We start from the raw sequence: 20,661 nt of genomic DNA, 5'->3' as shown, positions 1-20,661 counted from the left end.
GTAAGGCTAAGGACCTGGTTAAGGAAAACAAAAAAACATGCGCATCGCACTAGACCCCTACATGTACCGCAACCTGTCCCTGGGCAAGATGGTCGACAAGGTCGCCGAGCTCGGTTACGAACACATTGAGCTGTCGCCCCGGGAAGATTTCCTGCCGTTCTATAAAGCCCCACGGGTCGACAAGGCGCGGATCAAGGAATTTCGCAAAGCCCTGAGCGATACCGGGGTCAAACTCTCTTCCTTATTACCGATGTACCACTGGGCCGCCGCCGACGAAGGTTTGCGTGTGGCCGCCGTGCGTAACTGGAAGCGCGCGATCCAGATTGCCGTGGAGATGGACTGCGAACGGGTCAACACCGAGTTCACCGGCCAGTCGGACAACCCGCTGGTGTGCGAAAACCAGTTCATGCGTTCCATGGACGAGCTGATCCCCGAGTTCGAACGCGAAGGCATCAAGCTCGATATCCAGGCTCACCCTTATGATTTCTGCGAGCGCAACAACGAGTCCGTGGACATCATTCGCGGGCTGGACCGGGACTGGATTAACTACCTCTATGCTGCGCCGCACACGTTTTTCTATGACGACGGTGTCGGTGATATCGCCTCGATGCTCAAGTACGCCGGCTCAAAGCTGAGCCACCTGATCATCGCCGACACCTACAACCACAAGGCTTCCTCGGGCTTGCGCTACATCGTCAACCCGCCGGGCGTCACCGCCACCGTGCACCAGCATCTGGACATCGGCCAGGGCGAGGTCGACTGGGAAGCGTTTTTCGGCACCCTGCGCGAGATCAAGTTCGATGGCATCGCAACGGTGTCGGTATTCGCCTGGGAGGACCGACCGGATGAGTCCAATCGGATGATGCTCGAACGCGTCAAAAACGAACTCTGCCGCTGACCAACCTACACAAAACCTGTGGGAGCGGGCTTGTGTGGCGAGGGGGCTTGCCCCCGTTGGGGCGCGAAGCACCCCTAAAACCAATCACCGCGATCTTGAATTTAGAAAGCAGTGACTGGTTTTACGACTGCTTCGCAGTCGAACGGGGGCAAGCCCCCTCGCCACACAAGCCCGCTCCCACAGGGGCCGCGTTCTATAAGGAGAATACTTTCATGCGTATCGGACTTGTCGGTTACGGCCATGGTGGCCGGTTTTTCCATGCTCCACTGATCAGCAGTTTGCCGGGTGCAGCTTTCGTCGGTGTGGTCACCCGTTCCGCCGAGCGCCGGCAGTTGCTAGCCACGGAACATCCCGGTGTGCCGGCCTTCGACAGCATTGGCCAACTGGTCGAAGCCGGGGTCGATGTGTTGGTGATCTCCACGCCGCTCAAAGGTCGCCCGGCGCTGGTGCTCGACGCCATCGAACACAATGTGGCGGTGGTCAGCGACAAGCCGTTCGCTGCTGATGCGCAACAGGCGCAAACCCTGATCACCATGGCCGAGCGCCAAGGCGTGCAACTGAGCGTCTACCAGAACCGGCGCTGGGACTCGGACTTTCTCACCGTGCGCAAACTCATCGAGTCCGGTGCGCTGGGTCAGGTCACCCGTTTCGAATCGCGGATCGAGCGCTATTCGCCACAGTCGGTGAACAACGGCAGCGGCGGCGGTTTTCTGCGCGATCTGGGCAGCCATCTGGTGGATCAGGCGCTCCTGCTGTTCGGCCCCGTCACCCGGGTTTATGCCGAACTGGATTACCTCGAAAAAGGCCAACCCTTCGACAACGGCTTCTTTATGTCCCTGACCCATGCCAACGGTGTGATCTCGCACCTGGGCGGCAGTTGCCTGCAAAACACCCCCGGCCCGCGCTTTCGCGTGACCGGCACCCAGGGCTGCTACAGCGTCGACGGTCTGGACGGGCAGGAGGCGTCGACCCTTGCCGGGCTCACACCGAAATCCGAAGGCGAGCGCTGGGGCGTCGAAGAGCACCGGCGCTGGGGCTGGTTCGAGCAGGGCGAGGTGCGAGAGCGGGTGCCGTCCGAGCGTGGCTGCTGGAACCAGTTCTATTTGCAGCTACAAACTGCATTACAGAGCGGTGGCCCACTGCCGGTCGACGCCCGTGATGCACTGGCGACCACCCGCGTGCTAGACGCTGCGCGGCTCAGCTTCGAGCGGCATCAAGTGGTGGCACTGAGCCCGTTCGAGAGCCATGGAATAAAATCAGAATAAAATTCTAAAATGAGTTGATATAGAAATTATTTTCCAATAAAGTCATTTCCAGGTTGCCGACTATCAACGTCCGATCACGCTCAAGCAGGCCTTGAACGGGTGAAGGACGCACCAAAAACAAGAAACAAAAGCCAGGTACCGTCGATGAAAACCTTCAACTCTGCTCTGCATGCTTTACGTTCCGCGTTGCACCTCTCTCGCGACCTGCCTCGCGTCTCGTTTCATTCCTTCTTTCGCTTGCTTTGCGTCGAACGCAACGGCGCCCTGGTCTGCTGTATTCCGGGTGCACCGATTGTCCGCTTGCCCACTCACTGAAATCGTCACCCCTTATCCATAAAACCAACAAGAATGTGGAGAAAGACTTTTCATGAAGACCAAGATCCGTTTCGCCTCGCTGGCCTTGTCCCTGATGTTCGCCAGCGGCGCCGCACTCGCTGACATGAAGATCGGTGTCAGCATGTCGCAGTTCGATGACACCTGGCTGACCTACCTGCGCGAATCCATGGACACCAAAGCCAAGTCCTATCCCGATGGCGTCAAGCTGCAGTTCGAAGACGCCCGCAGCGACGTGGTCAGGCAGTTGAGCCAGGTAGAAAGCTTCATCAGCCAGAAGGTCGACGCCATTGTGGTCAACCCGGTGGATACCGCCGCCACCAAAAAAATCACTGAAGCAGCGGTCAAGGCCGGTATTCCACTGGTGTATGTCAATCGTCGTCCCGATGACATGAACCTGCCCAAAGGCGTGGTCACTGTCGCTTCCAACGATCTGGAGGCCGGCCAGATGCAGATGCAGTACCTGGCCGAAAAAATGGGCGGCAAGGGCGACATCGTGATTCTGCTCGGTGATTTGGCCAACAACTCCACCACCAACCGCACCAAGGGCGTAAAAGAGGTGCTGACCAAATACCCGAACATCAAGATCGAGCAAGAGCAGTCCGGCATCTGGTCGCGGGACAAGGGCATGACCCTGGTCAACGACTGGCTGACCCAGGGCCGCAAATTCGACGCGGTGGTCTCTAACAACGACGAGATGGCGATTGGCGCGGCAATGGCCCTGCAACAGGCTGGCGTCGCCAAAGGCAGTGTGCTGATCGCCGGTGTCGACGGTACGCCCGACGGTTTGAACGCGGTGAAGAAGGGTTCTCTGCTGGTCTCGGTGTTCCAGGATGCCAAGGGGCAGGCGGACGGTTCGATCGACACGGCGGTGAAAATGGCCAGGAACGAACCGGTCGAGTCGGCCGTGTGGGTGCCGTATCGCTTGATCACGCTGCAAAACGTCGACACCTTCAAATAGCCCGTCCGTTCGATAACAACAATAAGCACGCAAGGTTGCCACGCGACCTTGCTGATGGAGTACCTGATCATGTTCGCTTCAGCGACTGCTTCGAGCACCCCGTTAGTGGGTATCCAGCCAACTGCAACACCTGTCGATGAGCCGTACCTGCTGGAGATCATCAACGTCAGCAAGGGTTTTCCCGGTGTGGTGGCCTTGTCCGACGTACAACTTCGGGTGCGTCCCGGTTCCGTGCTGGCGCTGATGGGCGAAAACGGTGCCGGCAAATCCACCCTGATGAAAATCATCGCCGGCATCTACCAGCCGGACGCCGGCGAGTTGCGCCTGCGGGGCAAGCCGGTGGTCTTTGAAACACCCCTGGCTGCCCTCCAGGCCGGGATCGCAATGATCCACCAGGAACTCAACCTGATGCCGCACATGAGCATCGCCGAGAACATCTGGATCGGCCGCGAGCAGCTCAACGGCCTGCACATGATCGACCATCGCGAGATGCACCGTTGCACCGCCAAACTGCTGGAGCGTCTGCGGATCAATCTCGACCCGGAAGAGCAGGTGGGCAACCTGAGCATCGCCGAACGGCAGATGGTCGAGATCGCCAAGGCTGTGTCCTATGACTCCGACGTCCTGATCATGGACGAGCCAACCTCGGCCATCACCGATAAAGAAGTCGCGCATCTGTTCTCGATCATTGCCGACCTCAAGAGCCAGGGCAAAGGCATCATCTACATCACCCACAAAATGAACGAAGTGTTCAGCATCGCCGATGAAGTGGCAGTGTTCCGTGACGGCGCCTACATCGGCCTGCAGCGGGCCGACAGCATGGACGGCGACAGCCTGATTTCGATGATGGTCGGCCGCGAGCTGAGCCAGTTGTTCCCGGTGCGCGAGAAGCCGATCGGCGATCTGTTGCTGTCGGTACGCGACCTCAAGCTGGACGGCATTTTCAAAGGCGTCTCCTTCGACCTGCATGCCGGTGAGATCCTTGGCATCGCCGGGTTGATGGGCTCGGGGCGGACCAATGTCGCCGAAGCGATTTTCGGCATCACCCCAAGCGACGGTGGCGAAATCCGCCTCGACGGGGAAGTGGTGCGCATCAGCGATCCGCACATGGCGATCGAGAAGGGCTTCGCGCTGTTGACCGAAGATCGCAAACTCAGCGGCCTGTTCCCGTGCCTGTCGGTGCTGGAGAACATGGAAATGGCCGTCTTGCCGCATTACGTCGGCAACGGCTTCATCCAGCAGAAAGCCCTGCGGGTGTTGTGTGAAGACATGTGCAAGAAGCTGCGGGTGAAAACCCCTTCGCTGGAGCAATGCATTGACACGCTGTCCGGCGGTAATCAACAGAAGGCCTTGCTGGCGCGCTGGCTGATGACCAATCCGCGCATCCTGATTCTCGACGAGCCGACCCGGGGCATCGATGTTGGTGCCAAGGCCGAGATCTACCGGCTTATTTCCTACCTCGCCAGCGAAGGCATGGCGGTGATCATGATTTCCTCGGAACTGCCGGAAGTGCTGGGCATGAGCGATCGGGTCATGGTCATGCATGAGGGCGACCTGATGGGCACCCTCGACCGCAGCGAAGCGACCCAGGAACGGGTAATGCAACTGGCCTCGGGCATGTCCCAGCGTCATTAAATCAAGGGTGAACACAGTTCAAGGGTGAAAGGGGATTGTGTGGCGAGGGAGCTTGCTCCCGCTGGGCTGCGAAGCGGCCCTAAAAGAATGGGACTGCTGCGCAGTCCAGCGGGAGCAAGCTCCCTCGCCACAAGCAAGCTCCCTCGCCACATGGATTTCATTTGAAGGGTGAGTGGTTATGAACGCGATACTGGAAAACAAGCCTGCGGTGGCACCGGTCAAGAGTCGTCGGCGCTTTCCGACCGAGTTGAGTATCTTCCTGGTGCTGATCGGCATCGGCCTGGTCTTCGAAATGTTCGGCTGGATCGTGCGGGACCAGAGCTTCCTGATGAACTCTCAGCGTCTGGTGCTGATGATCCTGCAAGTGTCGATCATCGGCCTGCTGGCGATCGGGGTGACCCAGGTCATCATCACCACCGGTATCGACCTGTCTTCCGGTTCGGTGCTGGCGCTGTCGGCGATGATTGCCGCCAGCCTGGCCCAGACCTCGGACTTTGCCCGTGCGGTGTTTCCGTCCCTGACTGACTTGCCGGTGTGGATTCCGGTGATCGTCGGGCTTGGGGTGGGATTGCTGGCGGGTGCGATCAACGGCAGCATCATTGCGATCACCGGGATTCCACCGTTCATTGCCACCCTTGGCATGATGGTCTCGGCCCGCGGCCTGGCGCGCTACTACACCGAAGGTCAGCCGGTGAGCATGCTCTCGGATTCCTACACGGCCATCGGACACGGCGCGATGCCGGTGATCATCTTTCTGGTGGTGGCGGTGATCTTTCACATCGCCCTGCGCTACACCAAGTACGGCAAGTACACCTACGCCATCGGCGGCAACATGCAGGCGGCGCGCACCTCCGGGATCAACGTCAAGCGGCATTTGGTGATCGTCTACAGCATTGCCGGTTTGCTTGCAGGCCTCGCCGGGGTGGTGGCGTCGGCGCGGGCCGCGACCGGGCAGGCCGGGATGGGCATGTCTTATGAACTGGATGCGATTGCCGCAGCCGTGATCGGCGGCACCAGCCTGGCCGGTGGCGTAGGGCGGATCACCGGCACCGTGATTGGCGCGTTGATCCTCGGGGTCATGGCCAGCGGCTTTACCTTTGTCGGTGTTGATGCTTATATTCAAGACATCATCAAGGGGCTGATTATTGTGGTGGCGGTGGTCATCGACCAGTACCGCAACAAGCGCAAACTCAAGCGCTGAAGCCGGACTAAACGCGAAAATGCGCCACGCCTGACCCGCGTGGCGCAGCCGTTTGTCTTCTATATACAGCCGCTGGACTGAATTTCTTGTTATAAACGCACTCCGATAAGCGCCTCAAAGCCTACCCTGGCGCACTTTCAGGGCTTTGTCGGACAGATTTGCTGTCTTTTCAGTTGCTGAGGCCTCAAGTCGGCCTTAGACTGCCGCCCCTCGTAAATTGAGTGCCGGGTGGCGCTTGGAATAAACGGCGCCTTTCCAATGACCGCTTCAGGTTCAACGGATCGCTCCCTAATTCGCCTTAATGCACGTTTTTTTATAGAGATATCAATGACAAAGGACAAGTTGCTGGCCATGCCGGCGGATGACTACATGAATGCCGAGCAACATGCTTTTTTCTCCGAGCTGTTGCAGAACATGAAAGTCGAAACCCATGAGCGCATCGAACAGAATCGCATCGCCATCGAGAGCCTGGACACTCCGGCCGATCCGGCTGACGCGGCTTCCGTCGAAGAAGAGCGCACCTGGCTGGTAAACGCGATCGATCGCGACCAGCGCATGCTGCCTCAGTTGGAACAGGCCCTGGAACGTATCAAGGAAGACAGCTTTGGCTGGTGCGACGATAGCGGCGAGGCCATCGGCCTGAAACGCCTGCTGATCAGCCCGACCACCAAGTACTGCATCGAAGCTCAAGAGCGTCACGAACAGATCGACAAGCACCAGCGTCAGGCCTGATTCAGCAGCGCCCCCATCGCGGGCAAGCCCGCTCCCACAGGTTCAACACGGACCTTGTGGGAGCGGGCTTGCCCGCGATGCTTTTCGACGTCTGTGAAAACACCCGCGCACTTCTATTGATCTGCTTCAACCCCCCCCCACTACTAACGGACCATAGATAATGGCTTTGTAGTGGCGTTTAATGCGATCACAACAACTAGAAGACGCGTGGGGTGACGAAGATGACGAGGGACGGATCTCTGGTTGAGGCAATGCCTGCACCAGTACTTTTGCCGAAAAACCTTTGGCTGACGCCGACCCTGCAAAGCATCGCCCTGATGCTGTTGCTGTGCGGCATGGCATTGGCTGGCTGGTCGCTTTACCTTGGCCTGCCATTGGCCGTGCTGATTATCTGGCTGCCGCGCCTGCGCTCGCGCACTCTGCCTGAGGCAACCGCTGCGGACAGCACCAGCGCCATCGCCGGATTGACTCGCGACCTCTCTTACACCACCAGTCATAACGCTTTGTCAGCCGCCGGCGTGGCCTATTCGGTCAAGCAACTGGCGGACAAACTGCAATCGCAACTCAACGCCGCGGCGCAGATTGTCAGCAGCGCTGAAGTGATGATCGCCACCGAACACGCTACATCGAAACTCAGTCGGGAAGCCTTGAGCGCAGCCAGTGAAGCCCATCAGAGCAGCGCGGCCGGGCGCACGGAACTGGTCGAGTCCATTGCGCGCATGCATCAACTCAGTCAGCGCGCCAGCAGCAGCCGCGAGTTGATCGAAGCCCTGAGCCTGCGCAGTGACGATATCCAGCGGGTAACGCTGGTGATCCAGTCCATCGCCAGCCAGACCAATCTGTTGGCGCTGAACGCGGCCATCGAAGCGGCGCGGGCCGGTGAGCACGGTCGCGGTTTTGCGGTGGTGGCCGATGAGGTGCGGGGGCTGGCCGCGCGCACGGCGACGGCGACCGGTGAAGTCGGGGAGATGGTCGCCGACATTCAACAACGCACGGCGCAAGTGGTGGAACAGATTCGTCAACTGGCGAGCGATCTGAACACTGGCGTCGCGCAAGTCGAGCACACTGGACAGCACCTGGAAAACATCGCGCGCCTGGCCGCCGGCGTCGAAAGGCAGGTCGGGGAAATCGCTCAGGGCGCAGACACCAACCGCGAACAACTTGACAGTCTGTTCCACGCTATCGAACAGATGCGCAGCGATCTGGCGATCAGCGACCAGCAGACTCAGCGGCTCGCCCAGGCAGCGGTGCAGATGGAAGGGCAGGCCGAAACCATCAGCGAACGCCTCGCCGCAGTCGGACTGGATGATTATCACCAGCGGATTTACGACCTGGCCCGCGAAGGTGCGAGTCAGATCGCGGCACGCTTCGAAGCGGATATCGATCAGGGCCGGATCAGCCTCGATGACCTGTTTGATCGCAACTACCAAACGATCCCCAACACCAGCCCGGCCAAATACCAGACCCGCTTCGACCGCTACACCGATCAGGTATTGCCGGCGATTCAGGAACCGTTGTTGCCGCGCCATGAAGGCCTGGTGTTCGCCATCGCCTGCACACAGCAGGGTTATGTGCCCACCCATAACACCGTGTTCAGCAAACCGCTGACCGGTGATGTGCAGGTCGATACCCTGCAAAACCGCACCAAGCGCAAATTCGCCGACCGCACCGGGATCCGCTGCGGCAGCCATCAACAGGCCGTGTTGTTGCAGACTTACACCCGCGACACCGGTGAACTGATGCACGACCTGTCGGTGCCGATCATGCTCAAGGGCCGGCATTGGGGTGGTTTGCGTCTGGGTTACAAGCCGGAAAGTCCTCGCTGAGAGCTCGGGCAATTGTTGCCGGTCTTGCAACGAAGCTGTGCAGGGCCGTTAGCGCTGAAATGCCCGACAGCCTGCATTGAACCCCGGGCTAGTGGATCTGGTGCATGCGCAGGTTCAGGTCGTCGACCACATGCGCCCAATCGGCGTCTTCACGCAGTTGTTCCTTGAGGAAGCCGGCTTGTTGCGGGGTCCAGAACTCGGCATCGATGAGTTTCTTGTCGTCAGCCAAGGGTGAATGACGGGCAATGAAATCGTCGATGGCCTTCTCGCTGGAGTCCAGGCCGAGCTGGTCGAACAAGCCTTTCAAATCATGTGTGGGTGAATCCATCTTCATCTCCTTGCTGATAATCTGTCGCGCCAAGAGTTCGATAGGGGTTTAGCAGCTTTTTCCGGATTCGCCACCAATGATAGCGATGAGCTATTGCCTGTCGTTGTTCCAGCGATTACGATGCCGCGCGTTTTTGGCGTCACCAAGCAGCCCTTCAAAGTGTCCGTACATGGATGTTGTCGTCCCCGGCTTCAGCGCTTTGCGGTGCTGATCTGCCCATCCGTTGCGTGATCTCTTTCGAACCGATCCTCCCTCGATCCCGCATGAAAAGGATGTATGCAGTGAAGCGTCTTGTTTATCTGATGGCCATTGCACTTGGCCTGTCGTTGACCGGTTGTGTGTCTTTCACGCCGCTGGGTCCCATTGGCGAGCCCTTGAAGCCCGCGTCTTCCACCCTCGATCGTAGCGCCGAGATCAGTGAGGTGGTGATTTCCGCCCCCGATCTGGACGACAAGGTACGTGTCGCCGGCAGCCGACAACTGACCGAGCAGGTCAGCGCCTATGTCGATAAAAGCGACTACTTCAAGCGAATCGTGGTGTTCCCGGCCAAGGCTGGCGAAGACGACGTGGTGCTCAAGTTCAACCTGACCTCACTGGCAGGCAAACGTACCGTGCACCCGGCTTACATCCCCGGCGCGCTGGTAACGCTGACTATCTGGATTTGGGTTGATGGGCCGATTTACGTCGACAAATACGACCTTGCCGGCGAACTGATCATAGAAGACCGTCAGGGCAAGCAACTGGCCAGGTCGGTCGAGCAGGTCAAGCTCGACAAAAATGTCGGCTTGTGGAACGCCGACTACCTCAATCCGCGTCTGGGGGGTTCCCAGTTGCGCGATCTGATCGCCCATTTGCTGGCCAGTGCCACCCCTCAACTGCGTACTCCGTCAAAGGAACTGGCTGCACATGAATAAGTACCTACTGGTTTTGCTGCTTTTGGTCAGCAGCACCCTGACTGGCTGCATTTCTTACTCCCAACATGAGTTGGCGCCGTTGGACCAATGGCCGCCAGCGCAGGCCAGGCAGGACAAGCCCAGTGCTTATCTGCACGTGACCATCCAGCAGCAGTTCAACGGCGAACTGTCGGGTGGCGTCGGCAATACGGCGCTGGTGGAACAGAACATGCTGGAAACCTTCAAGGAGTCCGGGCAGTTCAAGAACGTGACCACAGACAAGGTCGACTCGAGCCTGTACGTGACGAGTACTTTGACCAATAACGAGCAGGGGAATGTCGCGAGTGCCTGGCTGACGGGCTTCACGCTCTTCGTGATCCCGACAACGTTCAGCAACACCTTCACGCTGGAAACAGTGTTCAAGGATCGGGAAGGCAACGTGTTGGGCAAAATCGTCAAGCAGGAGAGCACTCGTACCTGGATGCAGGTTTTGCTGATTGTCGGCTTGCCGTTCAATGAACGTGGGGACACGGTGCTCAAACACCTGACCCAAAGCACGCTGGATGAAGCGGTCAAGCGCAAGCTGATCTGACCGATTATCGAGATAAAAGGCGTGCTATCTGTGCAAGGCTGGCACGCCGCAGACACTTCAGGCCGGGATGTAGGCTGTTCACGCCTGACTCGCTGCGCTGGCGGCCATGAACATCGCGCTGGCTCCCGCTAGTACCTGAACGTCGTCGACACCCGTCTCAGGCTTTCAATGCCCCTTCATCGACGGCAAGCTTCAGGGCTTTCGCGGCTTCCTGGGCGGCGAGCGCCGCGACATCCGCGGTCTTGAACCAGCGATCCTTTTCGACCTGGTGATACGTCACAGTGGTCAACGGCGGTTTGGCGCGCATGATAATGACTGCCTGGAATTCGCCTTCGACCTCTCTGGCTTCGCCCCGGATAAAAAATTCACCGATATCAAATTCCGTCACGTAGCAGTCTTCCCTTGGAAATAGTTGTTGTGTTGAATGCCGTCCGCCCTGGGGACGGGTTTCATTGGTCGGGCAGTATGGCAGTAGTTGCCTGCCGGCGGCTGAGTTAAGTCGCCGGCATGACGAAACGTCTATGGAAGTGAATGCGGCAGGTGCCTCAGCTGTGTGCCTCGAGTGAACGGGCAAGGGCGCAGGCTTCGTTATGATTGCCGCGGAAACCTCTTACACGTCCGGTGGATATTTCCCTGATGTGGAAAAAGGCGTTGCCGGCCAATACCACCCGAAAACGCGGGAGCAGACGCTCTTCAGGCAGGAAGTCCTGCTGGCGGAGCCCCATCGAATGCAGAGGTGACGAGCCGTTTGTGTGCCGTGTGTGAGGCTGGGCAAAGTGAGTCAGTGTGCACATATGAAGTCCTTTTCGTGGTTTTACCGACGTGTGTACGTTGTTATGGGTAGTCTCGGTGAGCATGGCTGCTCTAGAATCGCCATCAATGGTTGGCGATTGATGCCCATCTAAAGCAATTTTTTACTGGCGATATGTCGGAAAAGTGCTTTTTTTAAAGAGATTTTTCCCTAAAGTTGGTAATCCGGTTTTCTCTGGCCGTCAGAAGGGCGTTTTCCTTCAACATCTGACGACCGCCAGGCAAGACGACGTGAGGGATGTTCCAGTAATCTTCTCAAACCTCGCGATGAATGAGCCCTCTGCTCATTCCAGGATTCGACCCGGGTCATTTGGCTACACCTCGGCATTGCCGCTTTTTTCTGCTGTGCGCGTTTCCCGCGTACGGCATCATTTTCAGATGTGGGGATGTTTCCTTGGCAGTAAGTAATCTCGATATGCATGCTTTGTTCGTACTGGGTGATTTGCGCGCAAAGCTGGTTAAACAGTTTCAGTCACGTTTCGTCTACATCACCGAACAGAACGCCGAAGGCATTTACATTGCCGAACTCGACACTGAATCAGCGCTGGTGGTGGATGACAAACCAGGGCTTAAACTCAAGGTCGGCGATCATTTCAGCGCCTCAGTACTGCCCAGTCGCGAAGGCGGCAAGCTGGACATCAAGTTCCGCGAAATCAAGCTGACGGTGTACGGGCTGGGGGATTACGCGTTCGTGACCACCGCAGACGGCCACGGCATTGTGTTCAAGGAAGGTCATAGCGTGGTGATGGTGTTCGCGGCCCATCAACAATTGCAGGAAGGCCTGACCAAGACCCTGAAAGCCGTGACCGCCAAGGCTGCCAAGTGGCGTAAAGGTGAACTGGTGACCTTCAAGGCCAGCGAGTAATGACCCTGACCCGCGCCGATTTCCACGAACAGAACCAGGCCAGTGCCCACGCCGAGGCGCAGCGCTTGTTGGCGCAAAAGGCCGTTCTACAGGGAACCTGGCTGAGTTGGGTGGCGTCACAGATCTACCTGTTGCGTCCGGCGGCGTACGCCAGCATGGTCAGAAGAGAGCTTGCGCGCTTGCAGGAACCTTCCGAAAATTAATCCTCGCCCCTCGAAAGCAGGAACCTCAACTACAGTCAGATGACTGAGTATTCAGAGGCTTGCGGTCTTCTTTGTCAGGCCATCCTGCTATTGCTGTGAACAGCACGAGGTGCAAAAGCATGAAGGGATTTCGACGGTTACTGGCCGCTACCCTGGCCACGTTCGGTTTATTGGCTTCACCCGTTCCGGTGTTCGCTGCCCAGGCGCCGATTCACTTCGCCGACCTGAACTGGGAAAGCGGCAGCCTGATCACCGATATCCTGCGGATCATCGTCGAGAAGGGCTATGGCTTGCCGACCGACACCTTGCCGGGGACGACGATTACTCTGGAGACCGCATTGGCCAACAATGACATTCAGGTCATTGGCGAAGAATGGGCCGGTCGCAGTCCGGTCTGGGTCAAGGCTGAGGCCGAGGGCAAAGTCGCGGCCCTGGGCGATACGGTCAAGGGTGCCACCGAGGGCTGGTGGGTGCCGGAGTATGTGATCAAGGGCGACCCGGCCAAGGGCATCAAGCCGCTGGCGCCGGATCTGCGCAGTATCAGTGATCTGCCACGCTACAAAGACGTGTTCAAAGACCCGGAAACCCCAGGCAAGGGGCGTTTTCTCAACAGCCCGATCGGCTGGACGTCGGAGGTGGTCAACAAGCAGAAGCTCAAGGCGTATGGGCTGGACGACAGCTACGTGAACTTTCGCAGTGGTTCGGGGGCGGCGCTGGACGCAGAAATCAGTTCGTCGATTCGTCGCGGCAAGCCGGTCCTGTTCTATTACTGGTCGCCGACGCCATTGCTCGGTCGTTTCAAGCTGATTCAGCTGCAAGAGCCACCGTTCGACGCCGAAGCCTGGAAAACCCTGACCGACGCCGACAACCCCAATCCAAAACCGACTCGCTCGCTGCCCTCGAAGCTGTCCATCGGCGTGTCCACGCCATTTCAGAAACAATACCCGCAGATTGTCGAGTTCTTCACCAAGGTCGATTTGCCGATCGATGCGTTGAACAAGGCCCTGGCTGACATGAGCGAAAAACACACCCCGCCACGTCAAGCGGCGCAGGCATTCATGAAGGCGCACCCGGACGTGTGGCAGGCCTGGGTGCCGAAGGATGTGGCAGACAAAGTCTCTGCCGCCCTGAAATAAACCGATTTATGTACGCCCGGGAATTCTCGGATGTACATAAACCCCGTAGGAGCTGCCGCAGGCTGCGATCTTTTGACCTGGCTTGAAAAAAAAAAAAGATCAAAAGATCGCAGCCTGCGGCAGCTCCTACGGGGGGAGCGCTTTTAATCGCGTTTGCAGCAGAGCTACCGTCTATAGCGAATACCCTTACAAAAACGCGCAAGGAAGTTCATCCTGCTGCGACATTTCACGCTGGATCTCTGAATATGAGCCTTTTGGTCGCGCAATGGATTGCTGCAATCTTTTTATTGATCAGCCTGGTGCATCTGTACTGGGCGGCAGGTGGCAAGTGGGGGAGCGAGGCGGCGGTGCCGCGCGTGCCCGGGGAGGGCGGTGAGGCATCAAGGCCCGCGTTCAAGCCGTCGGGCTTTGCCACGTTGCTGGTGGCGGTGGGTTTACTGCTGATCGCGATGCTGGTGTGCCTGCGGGTCGGGCTGTATCTGCCCACGGTGCATCATTGGTCGCTGCAATGGGTGATCAGCGCGATCGCGATGCTGATGTTCGCCCGGGCGATAGGCGATTCGAATTTGGTGGGGTTCTTCAAGCAGGAGAAGGGCTCAAGGTTTGCCCGGCTGGATACGTGGGCGTATTCGCCGTTGTGTGTGGTGTTGGGGGCCGGATTGTTGGCAGTGGCCTGGATCTGAGCGTACCTGACTATCGCCATCGCGAGCAGGCTCGCTCCCACATTGGATCTTCAGTGTTCGCAAAACCCCTGTGGGAGCGAGCCTGCTCGCGATGAGGCCAGCCCAATCAACAAAAACTTCTGAACTTAACTCCCGGGTTCCGTGCGCCGACTACTCACTTCCGCCGGCACATCATCCCCCGCCATGCGCTTGCGAAACAGCGCCGCCCGGGCCAGCAGCAGCGTGGTCACCGGTACGGTGATGGACAGCAGAACCGGGATCAGCCAGGCATGCAGCACCGGCGTCGAGTTGAGCGCCGAAAAGTAAATGATCGAAGCCAATGCCACGCACCACGCGCCCAAGGTCGAGGCCAGCGCCGGCGGGTGCATGCGCTGGAAATAATCCTTCATCCGCAGCAGCCCGACCGCGCCGATCAGCGTAAACAGGCTGCTCAGCACCAACAAAATCGCCACCGCAATTTCCACCCACAGAGACAGTTCAGGCCTCATTCGATCACCTCGCCACGCAGCAGGAATTTGGCCAGGGCAAACGAGCCGACGAAGCCGAACAGGGCGATCAGCAGCGCCGCCTCGAAGTAAGTGTCACTGGCATAACGAATGCCCAGCGCAAGCATCATCAGCATGGCGATGATGTACAGGTAATCGAGGGCCAGAACCCGATCCTGGGCCGACGGGCCCTTGAACAGCCGGATCAGGGTCAGAATCATCGCCATTGAAAAGATGAACAGACTCAGCAGGATCGCGTTCGACAGCAATGCGCTCATTCGAAGATCTCCATCAAGGGGCGCTCGTAGGTCGTCTTGAAGTGCTGGATGAATTGGCTTTCGTCATCCAGATCGAAGACGTGCAGCAACAGAATGCTGCGATCCAGCGCCAGTTCCGACCAGACCGTGCCGGGGACCACCGTGCAGATCATCGACAGCGCCGCCAGGCCGTTGGCATCGCGCAAGTCCAGCGGCACTTTGATGAACCGCGAGCGAGGCGCACGACGGCCCGCGTTGAGCACGCCCCAGGCCACGGCGAGGTTGGACACGAGCACGTCGCGTCCGACCAGCAAGAACAAACGCAGGATTACCCCGGGACGACGAATGCGGATCGGCAGCGGCCGCAGCTTGCGCATCATCAACGGTGCGCAGAATCCCAGCATGGCGCCCAGCAGGAGATTGCCGGGGCTCATCGACAGGTTCAACACCAGCCACAGCAACCACAACGCCAAAGACAGCCAAGGTGCAGGAAACAGACGCTTCATGGTTGCACCTCCAGCAGCGCTGTCGTGGCTTGCGGGCCTGGAATTACACGGGTGTCGAGTACCGCCATCACGTATTGCTGCGGGTTGTTCAATGCATCGGCCGCCGCTTGGGTGTAGCGCAGCAGCGGTTCAGCCTTGAACGTCAGCGCAATGCTCAACCCCAGCAGAATGACGATCGGCACGCATTCCAAGCGGCGCAGCAAGGGCGATGGGCGCTCTTGCGGGGTCCAGAAACGCTGGATGCCCAAACGCGAAAAAGCGATCAGCGAGGCCAGCCCGGACAGAATCAACAGGACGAGCAAACCCCATGCACCATTCGATATCGGTTCGTCGCTGCCATTGCCCAGACCCAGCGGATTGAGCAGGGCGCTGAGCAGGCTGAGTTTGCCGATAAACCCGGAAAGTGGCGGCATGCCGATGATCAGCAGGGCGCAGGCAATGAAACTCAAACCGAGGAAAGCCATGGTCCAGGGAATCACCTGTCCGACCACGGCTTTGCGGTCGTCATCGAGGTTGAAGCCTTTGGGCGGCTGCAAGGATTCCAGGGGCCGTGGCAGCAGCTCGCCGTCATCGAACAGTGGCATTTCGTTGGCTGAACGCGAGCGCTCGATCAACTCGGCCAGCAGGAACAGCGCGCTCAAGGCCAGGGTCGAGCTGACCAGATAGAACAGCGCCGCGCCGATCAGGTTCGGCTGGGCGAAACCGATGGCCGACAACAAAATGCCTGCCGACACCAGAATGCTCAGGCTGGCCATGCGTTCCAGGCGTTGCGCGGCGAGGATTGCCACGGCGGCGCAGACGATGGTCGCCATGCCGCCGTAGATCAGCCAGTCACCACCGAAGTACGCGGATGCCCCGGCCTGCCCGGAGAACAGCAGCGTCCACAGGCGTAGCAAGGTGTAGACGCCGACCTTGGTCATGATCGCGAACATCGCCGCCACCGGCGCGCTGGCCGCAGAATAGGCCGGCACCAGCCAGAAGTTCAGCGGCCACATCCCGGCCTTGGCCAGGAACGCCACCGCCAGAATCGCCGCGCCGGCATGCAGCAAGCCGCGATCGGCTTCCGGCACCAGCGGGATTTTCAGCGCCAGGTCGGCCATGTTCAGCGTGCCAGTAACGCCGTAGATCAACGCCGCGCCAATCAGAAACAGCGACGAGGCCAGCAGGTTGATCGAGATGTAATGCAGCCCCGACGACACCCGCGCCCGGCCCGAACCGTGCAGCATCAGCCCGTAGGAAGCGGCCAGCAGCACTTCGAAAAACACGAACAGGTTGAACAGGTCCGCCGTCAGGAAGGCGCCGTACAGGCCCATCAACTGAATCTGAAACAGCGCGTGGAAACTCGAACCGGCGCCGTCCCAGCGGGCCATGGCGAACAGCAACGCGCTGACGCCGATGATTCCGGTCAGCACCAGCATCAGCGCCGACAGACGATCGACCACCAGCACAATACCGAACGGCACCTGCCAGTTGCCCGGCAGGTACACACCGATGGAGCCGGGCACGCCGGTGGTTTGGGTCCATTGCAGCAGCATCACGGCAATGCCCAGCCCCAGCAGGCTGGAGAACAAATTGATTTTGGCCTTTAACGGACGGTGTTTCTCGCCCAGCATCAACATCACCGCGGCGGTCAGCAGCGGTAGCAGAATCGGTGCAGCGATCAGGTGCGCCATCGGATTCATTCTTTAGGCTCCCGGCCGTCCACATGGTCGGTGCCGGTCAGGCCCCGGGAGGCGAGCAGCACCACCAGGAACAGCGCGGTCATGGCGAAGCTGATGACGATCGCGGTGAGCACCAACGCTTGCGGCAGCGGGTCGGTGTAGTGCAGCAAATCCTGAGGCACGCCGTCCTTGATGTTCGGCTCCTTGCCGATGAACAGGCTGCCCATGCTGAAGATGAACAGGTTGACGCCGTAGGACAGCAGGCACAGGCCCATGACCACCTGGAACGTCCGTGGCCGCAGCACCAGCCACACGCCGGACGCGGCCAACACACCGATGGCGATTGCGATGACTTCTTCCATCAGATGGCTCCTTGCGTGGCAGCCGCTTTGGCCATGGGCTTGGGTTGCGCGCTGGTTTTATGACCGCGTACCGATTGGTGGGCGAGGGCGGTCAGGATCAACAGGGTCGAACCGACCACCACGGCGTACACGCCAATGTCGAAGAACAGCGCGCTGGCGATGTGAATATCGCCCAGTAGCGGCAGTGTGAAATGCCAGGTGTGGGTGGTGAGGAATGGATAGCCAGCCGCCATCGCCCCGAGCCCGGTGACCGTGGCGAACAGCAGCCCGGTGCCCATCCAGCGCAGCGGTCGCAGGCTCATTTGCGCCTCGACCCACTGGGTGCCGGCGACCATGTATTGCAGGATGAACGCCACCGACATCACCAGACCGGCGACGAAACCGCCACCCGGTTGATTGTGCCCGCGCATGAACAGGTAGACCGACACCACAAACGCAATCGGCAGCAGCAGACGCACCAGCACCGCTGGCACCATCATGAAACCGAGCGCGGTGTCGCTGGCGTGACGCGGGTTGACCAGATCGGTGACCACATCCGGCGCGAGCAAACGTTGCTGCGCCGGCAGCTGCAGGCTTTCTTTCGGTGGGCGGAAGCGTCGCAGCAGGGCGAACACGGCCAGGGCCACCGCCACCAGCACGGTGATTTCGCCGAGGGTGTCGAAGCCGCGGAAGTCCACCAGCATCACGTTGACCACGTTGCTGCCGCCGCCTTCGGGCAGTGCGCGACTGAGGTAGAACGAGGAAATGTCGTTGGGCGTCTGGCGGGTCAGCATCGCGTAGGACAGCAGCGCCATGCCGCCACCGACCGTGATCGATAGCGCCAGGTCGCGAACCCTTCGCACCCGCGCCTTGCGCAGACTGCTCGGTAACGGCGACACCTCTTCGATCCGTCGCGGCAGCCAGCGCAGACCGAGGAGGATCAACACCGTGGTCACCACTTCCACTGCCAGTTGGGTCAGCGCCAGATCCGGCGCCGAGAACCAGACGAAGGTCACGCAGGTCATCAAGCCACAGACGCTGACCATGGTCAGGGCAGCGAGCCGGTGATACTTGGCTTGCCACGCCGCGCCAAGGGCGCAGGCAATCGCCAGCAGCCAGAGGATCACGAACACGATCGAGCCCTGAATCTTCGGCCGGTCGCCCCAGCTCAGGCTGCTATGCAGCATCGGGATCAACCCGGCCAGCACCGCGGCGAGTACCACCAGGAACAGTTGGGTTTGCAGGCGCCGAGTGCTGATCCGTCGCTCCAGACGACGGGCCAGGCGCATCATGATCACCAGGCTGCGCTCGAACAGGCGCTTGCCGTTGAACCGGCCAATGATTGGCGGATAGACGAAGCGCCCGCGTTTGAGCTGATTACGCAGCAGCAGATAAAGCACAACGCCGCAGGACATGGCAATCAAACTCATGATCATCGGCGCGTTCCAGCCGTGCCAGATCGCCAGGCTGTACTCGGGCAGCGTGCCGCCCACCACCGGCAATGCCGCCGCCGCGAGCAACGGGCCGACCACTTGAGCGGGGAAGATCCCCACCACCAGACAGGTGAACACCAGCAACTCCACCGGCGCGCGCATCCAGCGTGGCGGCTCGTGCGGGGTGTGCGGCAGGTCGGTGGCGGTCGGGCCGAAGAACACATCGACGGTGAAGCGCAGGGAATAGGCCACGCTGAACGTCCCGGCGATGGTCGCGACGATCGGCAGGGTCATCTCGATCCAGGCTGTGGCGTTGATGAACACGGTTTCGGCGAAGAACATCTCTTTCGACAGGAAACCGTTGAGCAGCGGCACGCCAGCCATGGAAGCGCTGGCGACCATGGCCAGGGTGGCGGTGAACGGGATCAGTTTGATCAGGCCGCTGAGTTTGCGAATGTCCCGGGTGCCGCTTTCGTGGTCGATGATCCCGGCTGCCATGAACAGCGAGGCCTTGAACGTAGCGTGGTTGAGAATGTGGAACACCGCGGCGACGGCGGCCAGGGGACTGTTCAGCCCTAGCAGCAGGGTGATCAGGCCCAGGTGGCTGATGGTCGAGTAGGCCAGCAGGCCTTTGAGGTCGTTCTGAAACATCGCGCAGTACGCGCCGAGCAACAGCGTACAGGCCCCGGCCCCGCTGACGATGTAGAACCATTCTTCACTGCCGGACAGCGAGGGCCACAGGCGTGCGAGCAGGAAGACCCCGGCCTTGACCATGGTCGCCGAGTGCAGATACGCCGAAACCGGTGTCGGCGCCGCCATGGCGTGGGGCAGCCAGAAGTGGAAGGGGAATTGCGCGCTTTTGCTCAGGGCGCCGATCAGGATCAGGGGCAGCAGAATAGGGTAGAGGGCATGTGCGCGAATCTGATCGCCGGCGGCCAGGACCTTGTCCAGGTCATAGCTGCCGACCACATGACCGAGCAGCATGACCCCCGCCAGCAAACACAAACCACCGGCACCGGTGACCATCAACGCCATGTAGGCGCCACGTCGCGCATCGGCGCGGTGGTGCCAATAGCCGATCAACAGGAATGAGAAGAGGCTGGTCAGCTCCCAGAAAAACACGATCTGGATCAGGTTGCCGGAGATCACCAACCCCAGCATGGCGCCCATGAACGCCAGGAAAAACGCGAAGAAACGCGGCACCGGATCGTCCGGTGACATGTAATAACGGGCGTACAGAGAAACCAGCGTGCCAATGCCCAGCACCAGCATCGAGAACAGCCAGGCGAAACCGTCCATGCGCAGGACGAAGTTCAGGCCCAGGCTCGGTAACCAGAAGAACTCTTCGCGGATCACGCCGCCATGGGCGATTTGCGGGTACAAGAGGGCGACCTGGACGGTGCCGATCAGGGCCACCACGCCAGCCAACAGCGATTCGGTATTACGCGCGTTGTGCGGCAGCAAGGCTGCCAGACAGCTGCCGATAAAAGGCAGAAGCAGTAGAACTATCAGAGACATAGGCTTCTAATCTGCGGAAGTTTGTGAAGCATCATACGTGCCAGCTCCCGGATCACCAAACGCCAAGCTGTCGCAGAATCCTACAAGGTAAACGGAAAA

22 protein-coding genes are annotated in these 20,661 nt (G+C 59.6%); 13 read left to right on the top strand and 9 right to left on the bottom strand.

Translation table 11 applies throughout. The annotated features are described in order from the left end of the window. Positions 1–37 precede the first annotated feature (37 nt). The 7 genes from ACZ3HH_RS01725 to ACZ3HH_RS01695 all read left to right on the top strand — a co-directional run bounded on the left by ACZ3HH_RS01725 (position 38) and on the right by ACZ3HH_RS01695 (position 8,851). Positions 38–898 carry a sugar phosphate isomerase/epimerase family protein gene (locus ACZ3HH_RS01725; RefSeq protein ID WP_465802412.1) on the top strand — a complete coding sequence of 287 codons (861 nt, stop codon included), beginning with the start codon at positions 38–40 and terminating at the stop codon, positions 896–898. Between the two features lie 212 nt (positions 899–1,110). Then, the gene (locus tag ACZ3HH_RS01720; protein ID WP_465802410.1) at positions 1,111–2,163 is read left to right on the top strand and encodes a Gfo/Idh/MocA family protein; all 1,053 of its coding nucleotides are present in this window, start codon (positions 1,111–1,113) and stop codon (positions 2,161–2,163) included. Between the two features lie 367 nt (positions 2,164–2,530). Then, positions 2,531–3,457 (top strand): sugar ABC transporter substrate-binding protein, encoded by a 927-nt coding sequence (locus ACZ3HH_RS01715; protein WP_465802408.1) that lies wholly within the window; start codon positions 2,531–2,533, stop codon positions 3,455–3,457. A gap of 69 nt (positions 3,458–3,526) precedes the next feature. Then, complete coding sequence (locus ACZ3HH_RS01710; protein WP_465802406.1) at positions 3,527–5,092, top strand: sugar ABC transporter ATP-binding protein; 1,566 nt, start codon at positions 3,527–3,529, stop codon at positions 5,090–5,092. Between the two features lie 178 nt (positions 5,093–5,270). After that, a complete protein-coding gene (locus ACZ3HH_RS01705) occupies positions 5,271–6,293 on the top strand; it encodes an ABC transporter permease (RefSeq protein WP_008012126.1) in 1,023 nt (340 codons plus the stop codon). 327 nt (positions 6,294–6,620) lie between these two features. Continuing rightward, positions 6,621–7,025, top strand: coding sequence for a TraR/DksA family transcriptional regulator (locus tag ACZ3HH_RS01700; protein WP_007907888.1), 405 nt, complete (start codon positions 6,621–6,623; stop codon positions 7,023–7,025). Positions 7,026–7,246: 221 nt separating this feature from the next. After that, positions 7,247–8,851, top strand: coding sequence for a methyl-accepting chemotaxis protein (locus ACZ3HH_RS01695; RefSeq protein ID WP_465802405.1), 1,605 nt, complete (start codon positions 7,247–7,249; stop codon positions 8,849–8,851). An 88-nt stretch (positions 8,852–8,939) separates the two neighbouring features. On the opposite strand, the gene ACZ3HH_RS01690 is transcribed toward ACZ3HH_RS01695, so the two are convergent. Continuing rightward, positions 8,940–9,179: a DUF2789 domain-containing protein gene (locus ACZ3HH_RS01690; protein WP_007907886.1), complete on the bottom strand. Its 240-nt coding sequence runs from the start codon at positions 9,177–9,179 to the stop codon at positions 8,940–8,942. A 281-nt stretch (positions 9,180–9,460) separates the two neighbouring features. On the opposite strand from ACZ3HH_RS01690, the gene ACZ3HH_RS01685 reads away from it, so the two are divergent. Then, positions 9,461–10,093, top strand: a complete 633-nt coding sequence (locus ACZ3HH_RS01685; protein ID WP_465802403.1) for a hypothetical protein — start codon at positions 9,461–9,463, stop codon at positions 10,091–10,093. After that, the gene (locus ACZ3HH_RS01680) at positions 10,086–10,664 is read left to right on the top strand and encodes a hypothetical protein (protein WP_465802402.1); all 579 of its coding nucleotides are present in this window, start codon (positions 10,086–10,088) and stop codon (positions 10,662–10,664) included. Before ACZ3HH_RS01685 ends, ACZ3HH_RS01680 begins: the two co-directional genes overlap by 8 nt. Before the next feature lie 157 nt (positions 10,665–10,821). On the opposite strand, the gene ACZ3HH_RS01675 is transcribed toward ACZ3HH_RS01680, so the two are convergent. Together ACZ3HH_RS01675 and ACZ3HH_RS01670 are read right to left on the bottom strand one after the other, a co-directional pair. Beyond that, positions 10,822–11,052: a hypothetical protein gene (locus ACZ3HH_RS01675; protein WP_465802400.1), complete on the bottom strand. Its 231-nt coding sequence runs from the start codon at positions 11,050–11,052 to the stop codon at positions 10,822–10,824. A 157-nt stretch (positions 11,053–11,209) separates the two neighbouring features. Continuing rightward, positions 11,210–11,458, bottom strand: coding sequence for a hypothetical protein (locus ACZ3HH_RS01670; RefSeq protein ID WP_465802724.1), 249 nt, complete (start codon positions 11,456–11,458; stop codon positions 11,210–11,212). Between the two features lie 410 nt (positions 11,459–11,868). Between ACZ3HH_RS01670 and ACZ3HH_RS01665 the strand changes: the two genes are divergently transcribed. From ACZ3HH_RS01665 to ACZ3HH_RS01650, 4 genes are all read left to right on the top strand, one after another. Further along, positions 11,869–12,339, top strand: a complete 471-nt coding sequence (locus ACZ3HH_RS01665) for a hypothetical protein (protein ID WP_007907879.1) — start codon at positions 11,869–11,871, stop codon at positions 12,337–12,339. After that, complete coding sequence (locus ACZ3HH_RS01660) at positions 12,339–12,542, top strand: hypothetical protein (RefSeq protein WP_030130591.1); 204 nt, start codon at positions 12,339–12,341, stop codon at positions 12,540–12,542. The genes ACZ3HH_RS01665 and ACZ3HH_RS01660 overlap by 1 nt, the downstream gene beginning before the upstream one ends. A gap of 119 nt (positions 12,543–12,661) precedes the next feature. Next, a complete protein-coding gene (locus ACZ3HH_RS01655; protein ID WP_465802397.1) occupies positions 12,662–13,678 on the top strand; it encodes an ABC transporter substrate-binding protein in 1,017 nt (338 codons plus the stop codon). 245 nt (positions 13,679–13,923) lie between these two features. Beyond that, positions 13,924–14,361, top strand: coding sequence for a DUF3995 domain-containing protein (locus ACZ3HH_RS01650; protein ID WP_048397043.1), 438 nt, complete (start codon positions 13,924–13,926; stop codon positions 14,359–14,361). A gap of 125 nt (positions 14,362–14,486) precedes the next feature. Here the strand turns inward: ACZ3HH_RS01650 and ACZ3HH_RS01645 are convergent, their stop codons facing one another. The 6 genes from ACZ3HH_RS01645 to ACZ3HH_RS01620 are packed head-to-tail and all read right to left on the bottom strand — an operon-like array spanning position 14,487 to position 20,562. Next, positions 14,487–14,849, bottom strand: coding sequence for a Na+/H+ antiporter subunit G (locus ACZ3HH_RS01645; RefSeq protein ID WP_465802395.1), 363 nt, complete (start codon positions 14,847–14,849; stop codon positions 14,487–14,489). Continuing rightward, positions 14,846–15,124, bottom strand: a complete 279-nt coding sequence (locus tag ACZ3HH_RS01640; protein ID WP_008012107.1) for a K+/H+ antiporter subunit F — start codon at positions 15,122–15,124, stop codon at positions 14,846–14,848. The genes ACZ3HH_RS01645 and ACZ3HH_RS01640 overlap by 4 nt, the downstream gene beginning before the upstream one ends. Further along, the gene (locus tag ACZ3HH_RS01635) at positions 15,121–15,609 is read right to left on the bottom strand and encodes a Na+/H+ antiporter subunit E (protein WP_258615581.1); all 489 of its coding nucleotides are present in this window, start codon (positions 15,607–15,609) and stop codon (positions 15,121–15,123) included. The genes ACZ3HH_RS01640 and ACZ3HH_RS01635 overlap by 4 nt, the downstream gene beginning before the upstream one ends. After that, positions 15,606–17,291, bottom strand: coding sequence for a monovalent cation/H+ antiporter subunit D (locus ACZ3HH_RS01630; RefSeq protein WP_465802394.1), 1,686 nt, complete (start codon positions 17,289–17,291; stop codon positions 15,606–15,608). Before ACZ3HH_RS01630 ends, ACZ3HH_RS01635 begins: the two co-directional genes overlap by 4 nt. Continuing rightward, positions 17,288–17,632, bottom strand: a complete 345-nt coding sequence (locus ACZ3HH_RS01625) for a Na+/H+ antiporter subunit C (RefSeq protein WP_008029186.1) — start codon at positions 17,630–17,632, stop codon at positions 17,288–17,290. The genes ACZ3HH_RS01630 and ACZ3HH_RS01625 overlap by 4 nt, the downstream gene beginning before the upstream one ends. Continuing rightward, positions 17,632–20,562 carry a monovalent cation/H+ antiporter subunit A gene (locus tag ACZ3HH_RS01620; protein ID WP_465802392.1) on the bottom strand — a complete coding sequence of 977 codons (2,931 nt, stop codon included), beginning with the start codon at positions 20,560–20,562 and terminating at the stop codon, positions 17,632–17,634. The genes ACZ3HH_RS01625 and ACZ3HH_RS01620 overlap by 1 nt, the downstream gene beginning before the upstream one ends. Positions 20,563–20,661 lie beyond the last annotated feature (99 nt).

It is taken from the genome of Pseudomonas sp. PME37.24/025 (genome assembly GCF_055556615.1).
Note: the sequence above shows the minus strand (reverse complement) of the source record. Positions and strands in the feature narration are given on the sequence as shown.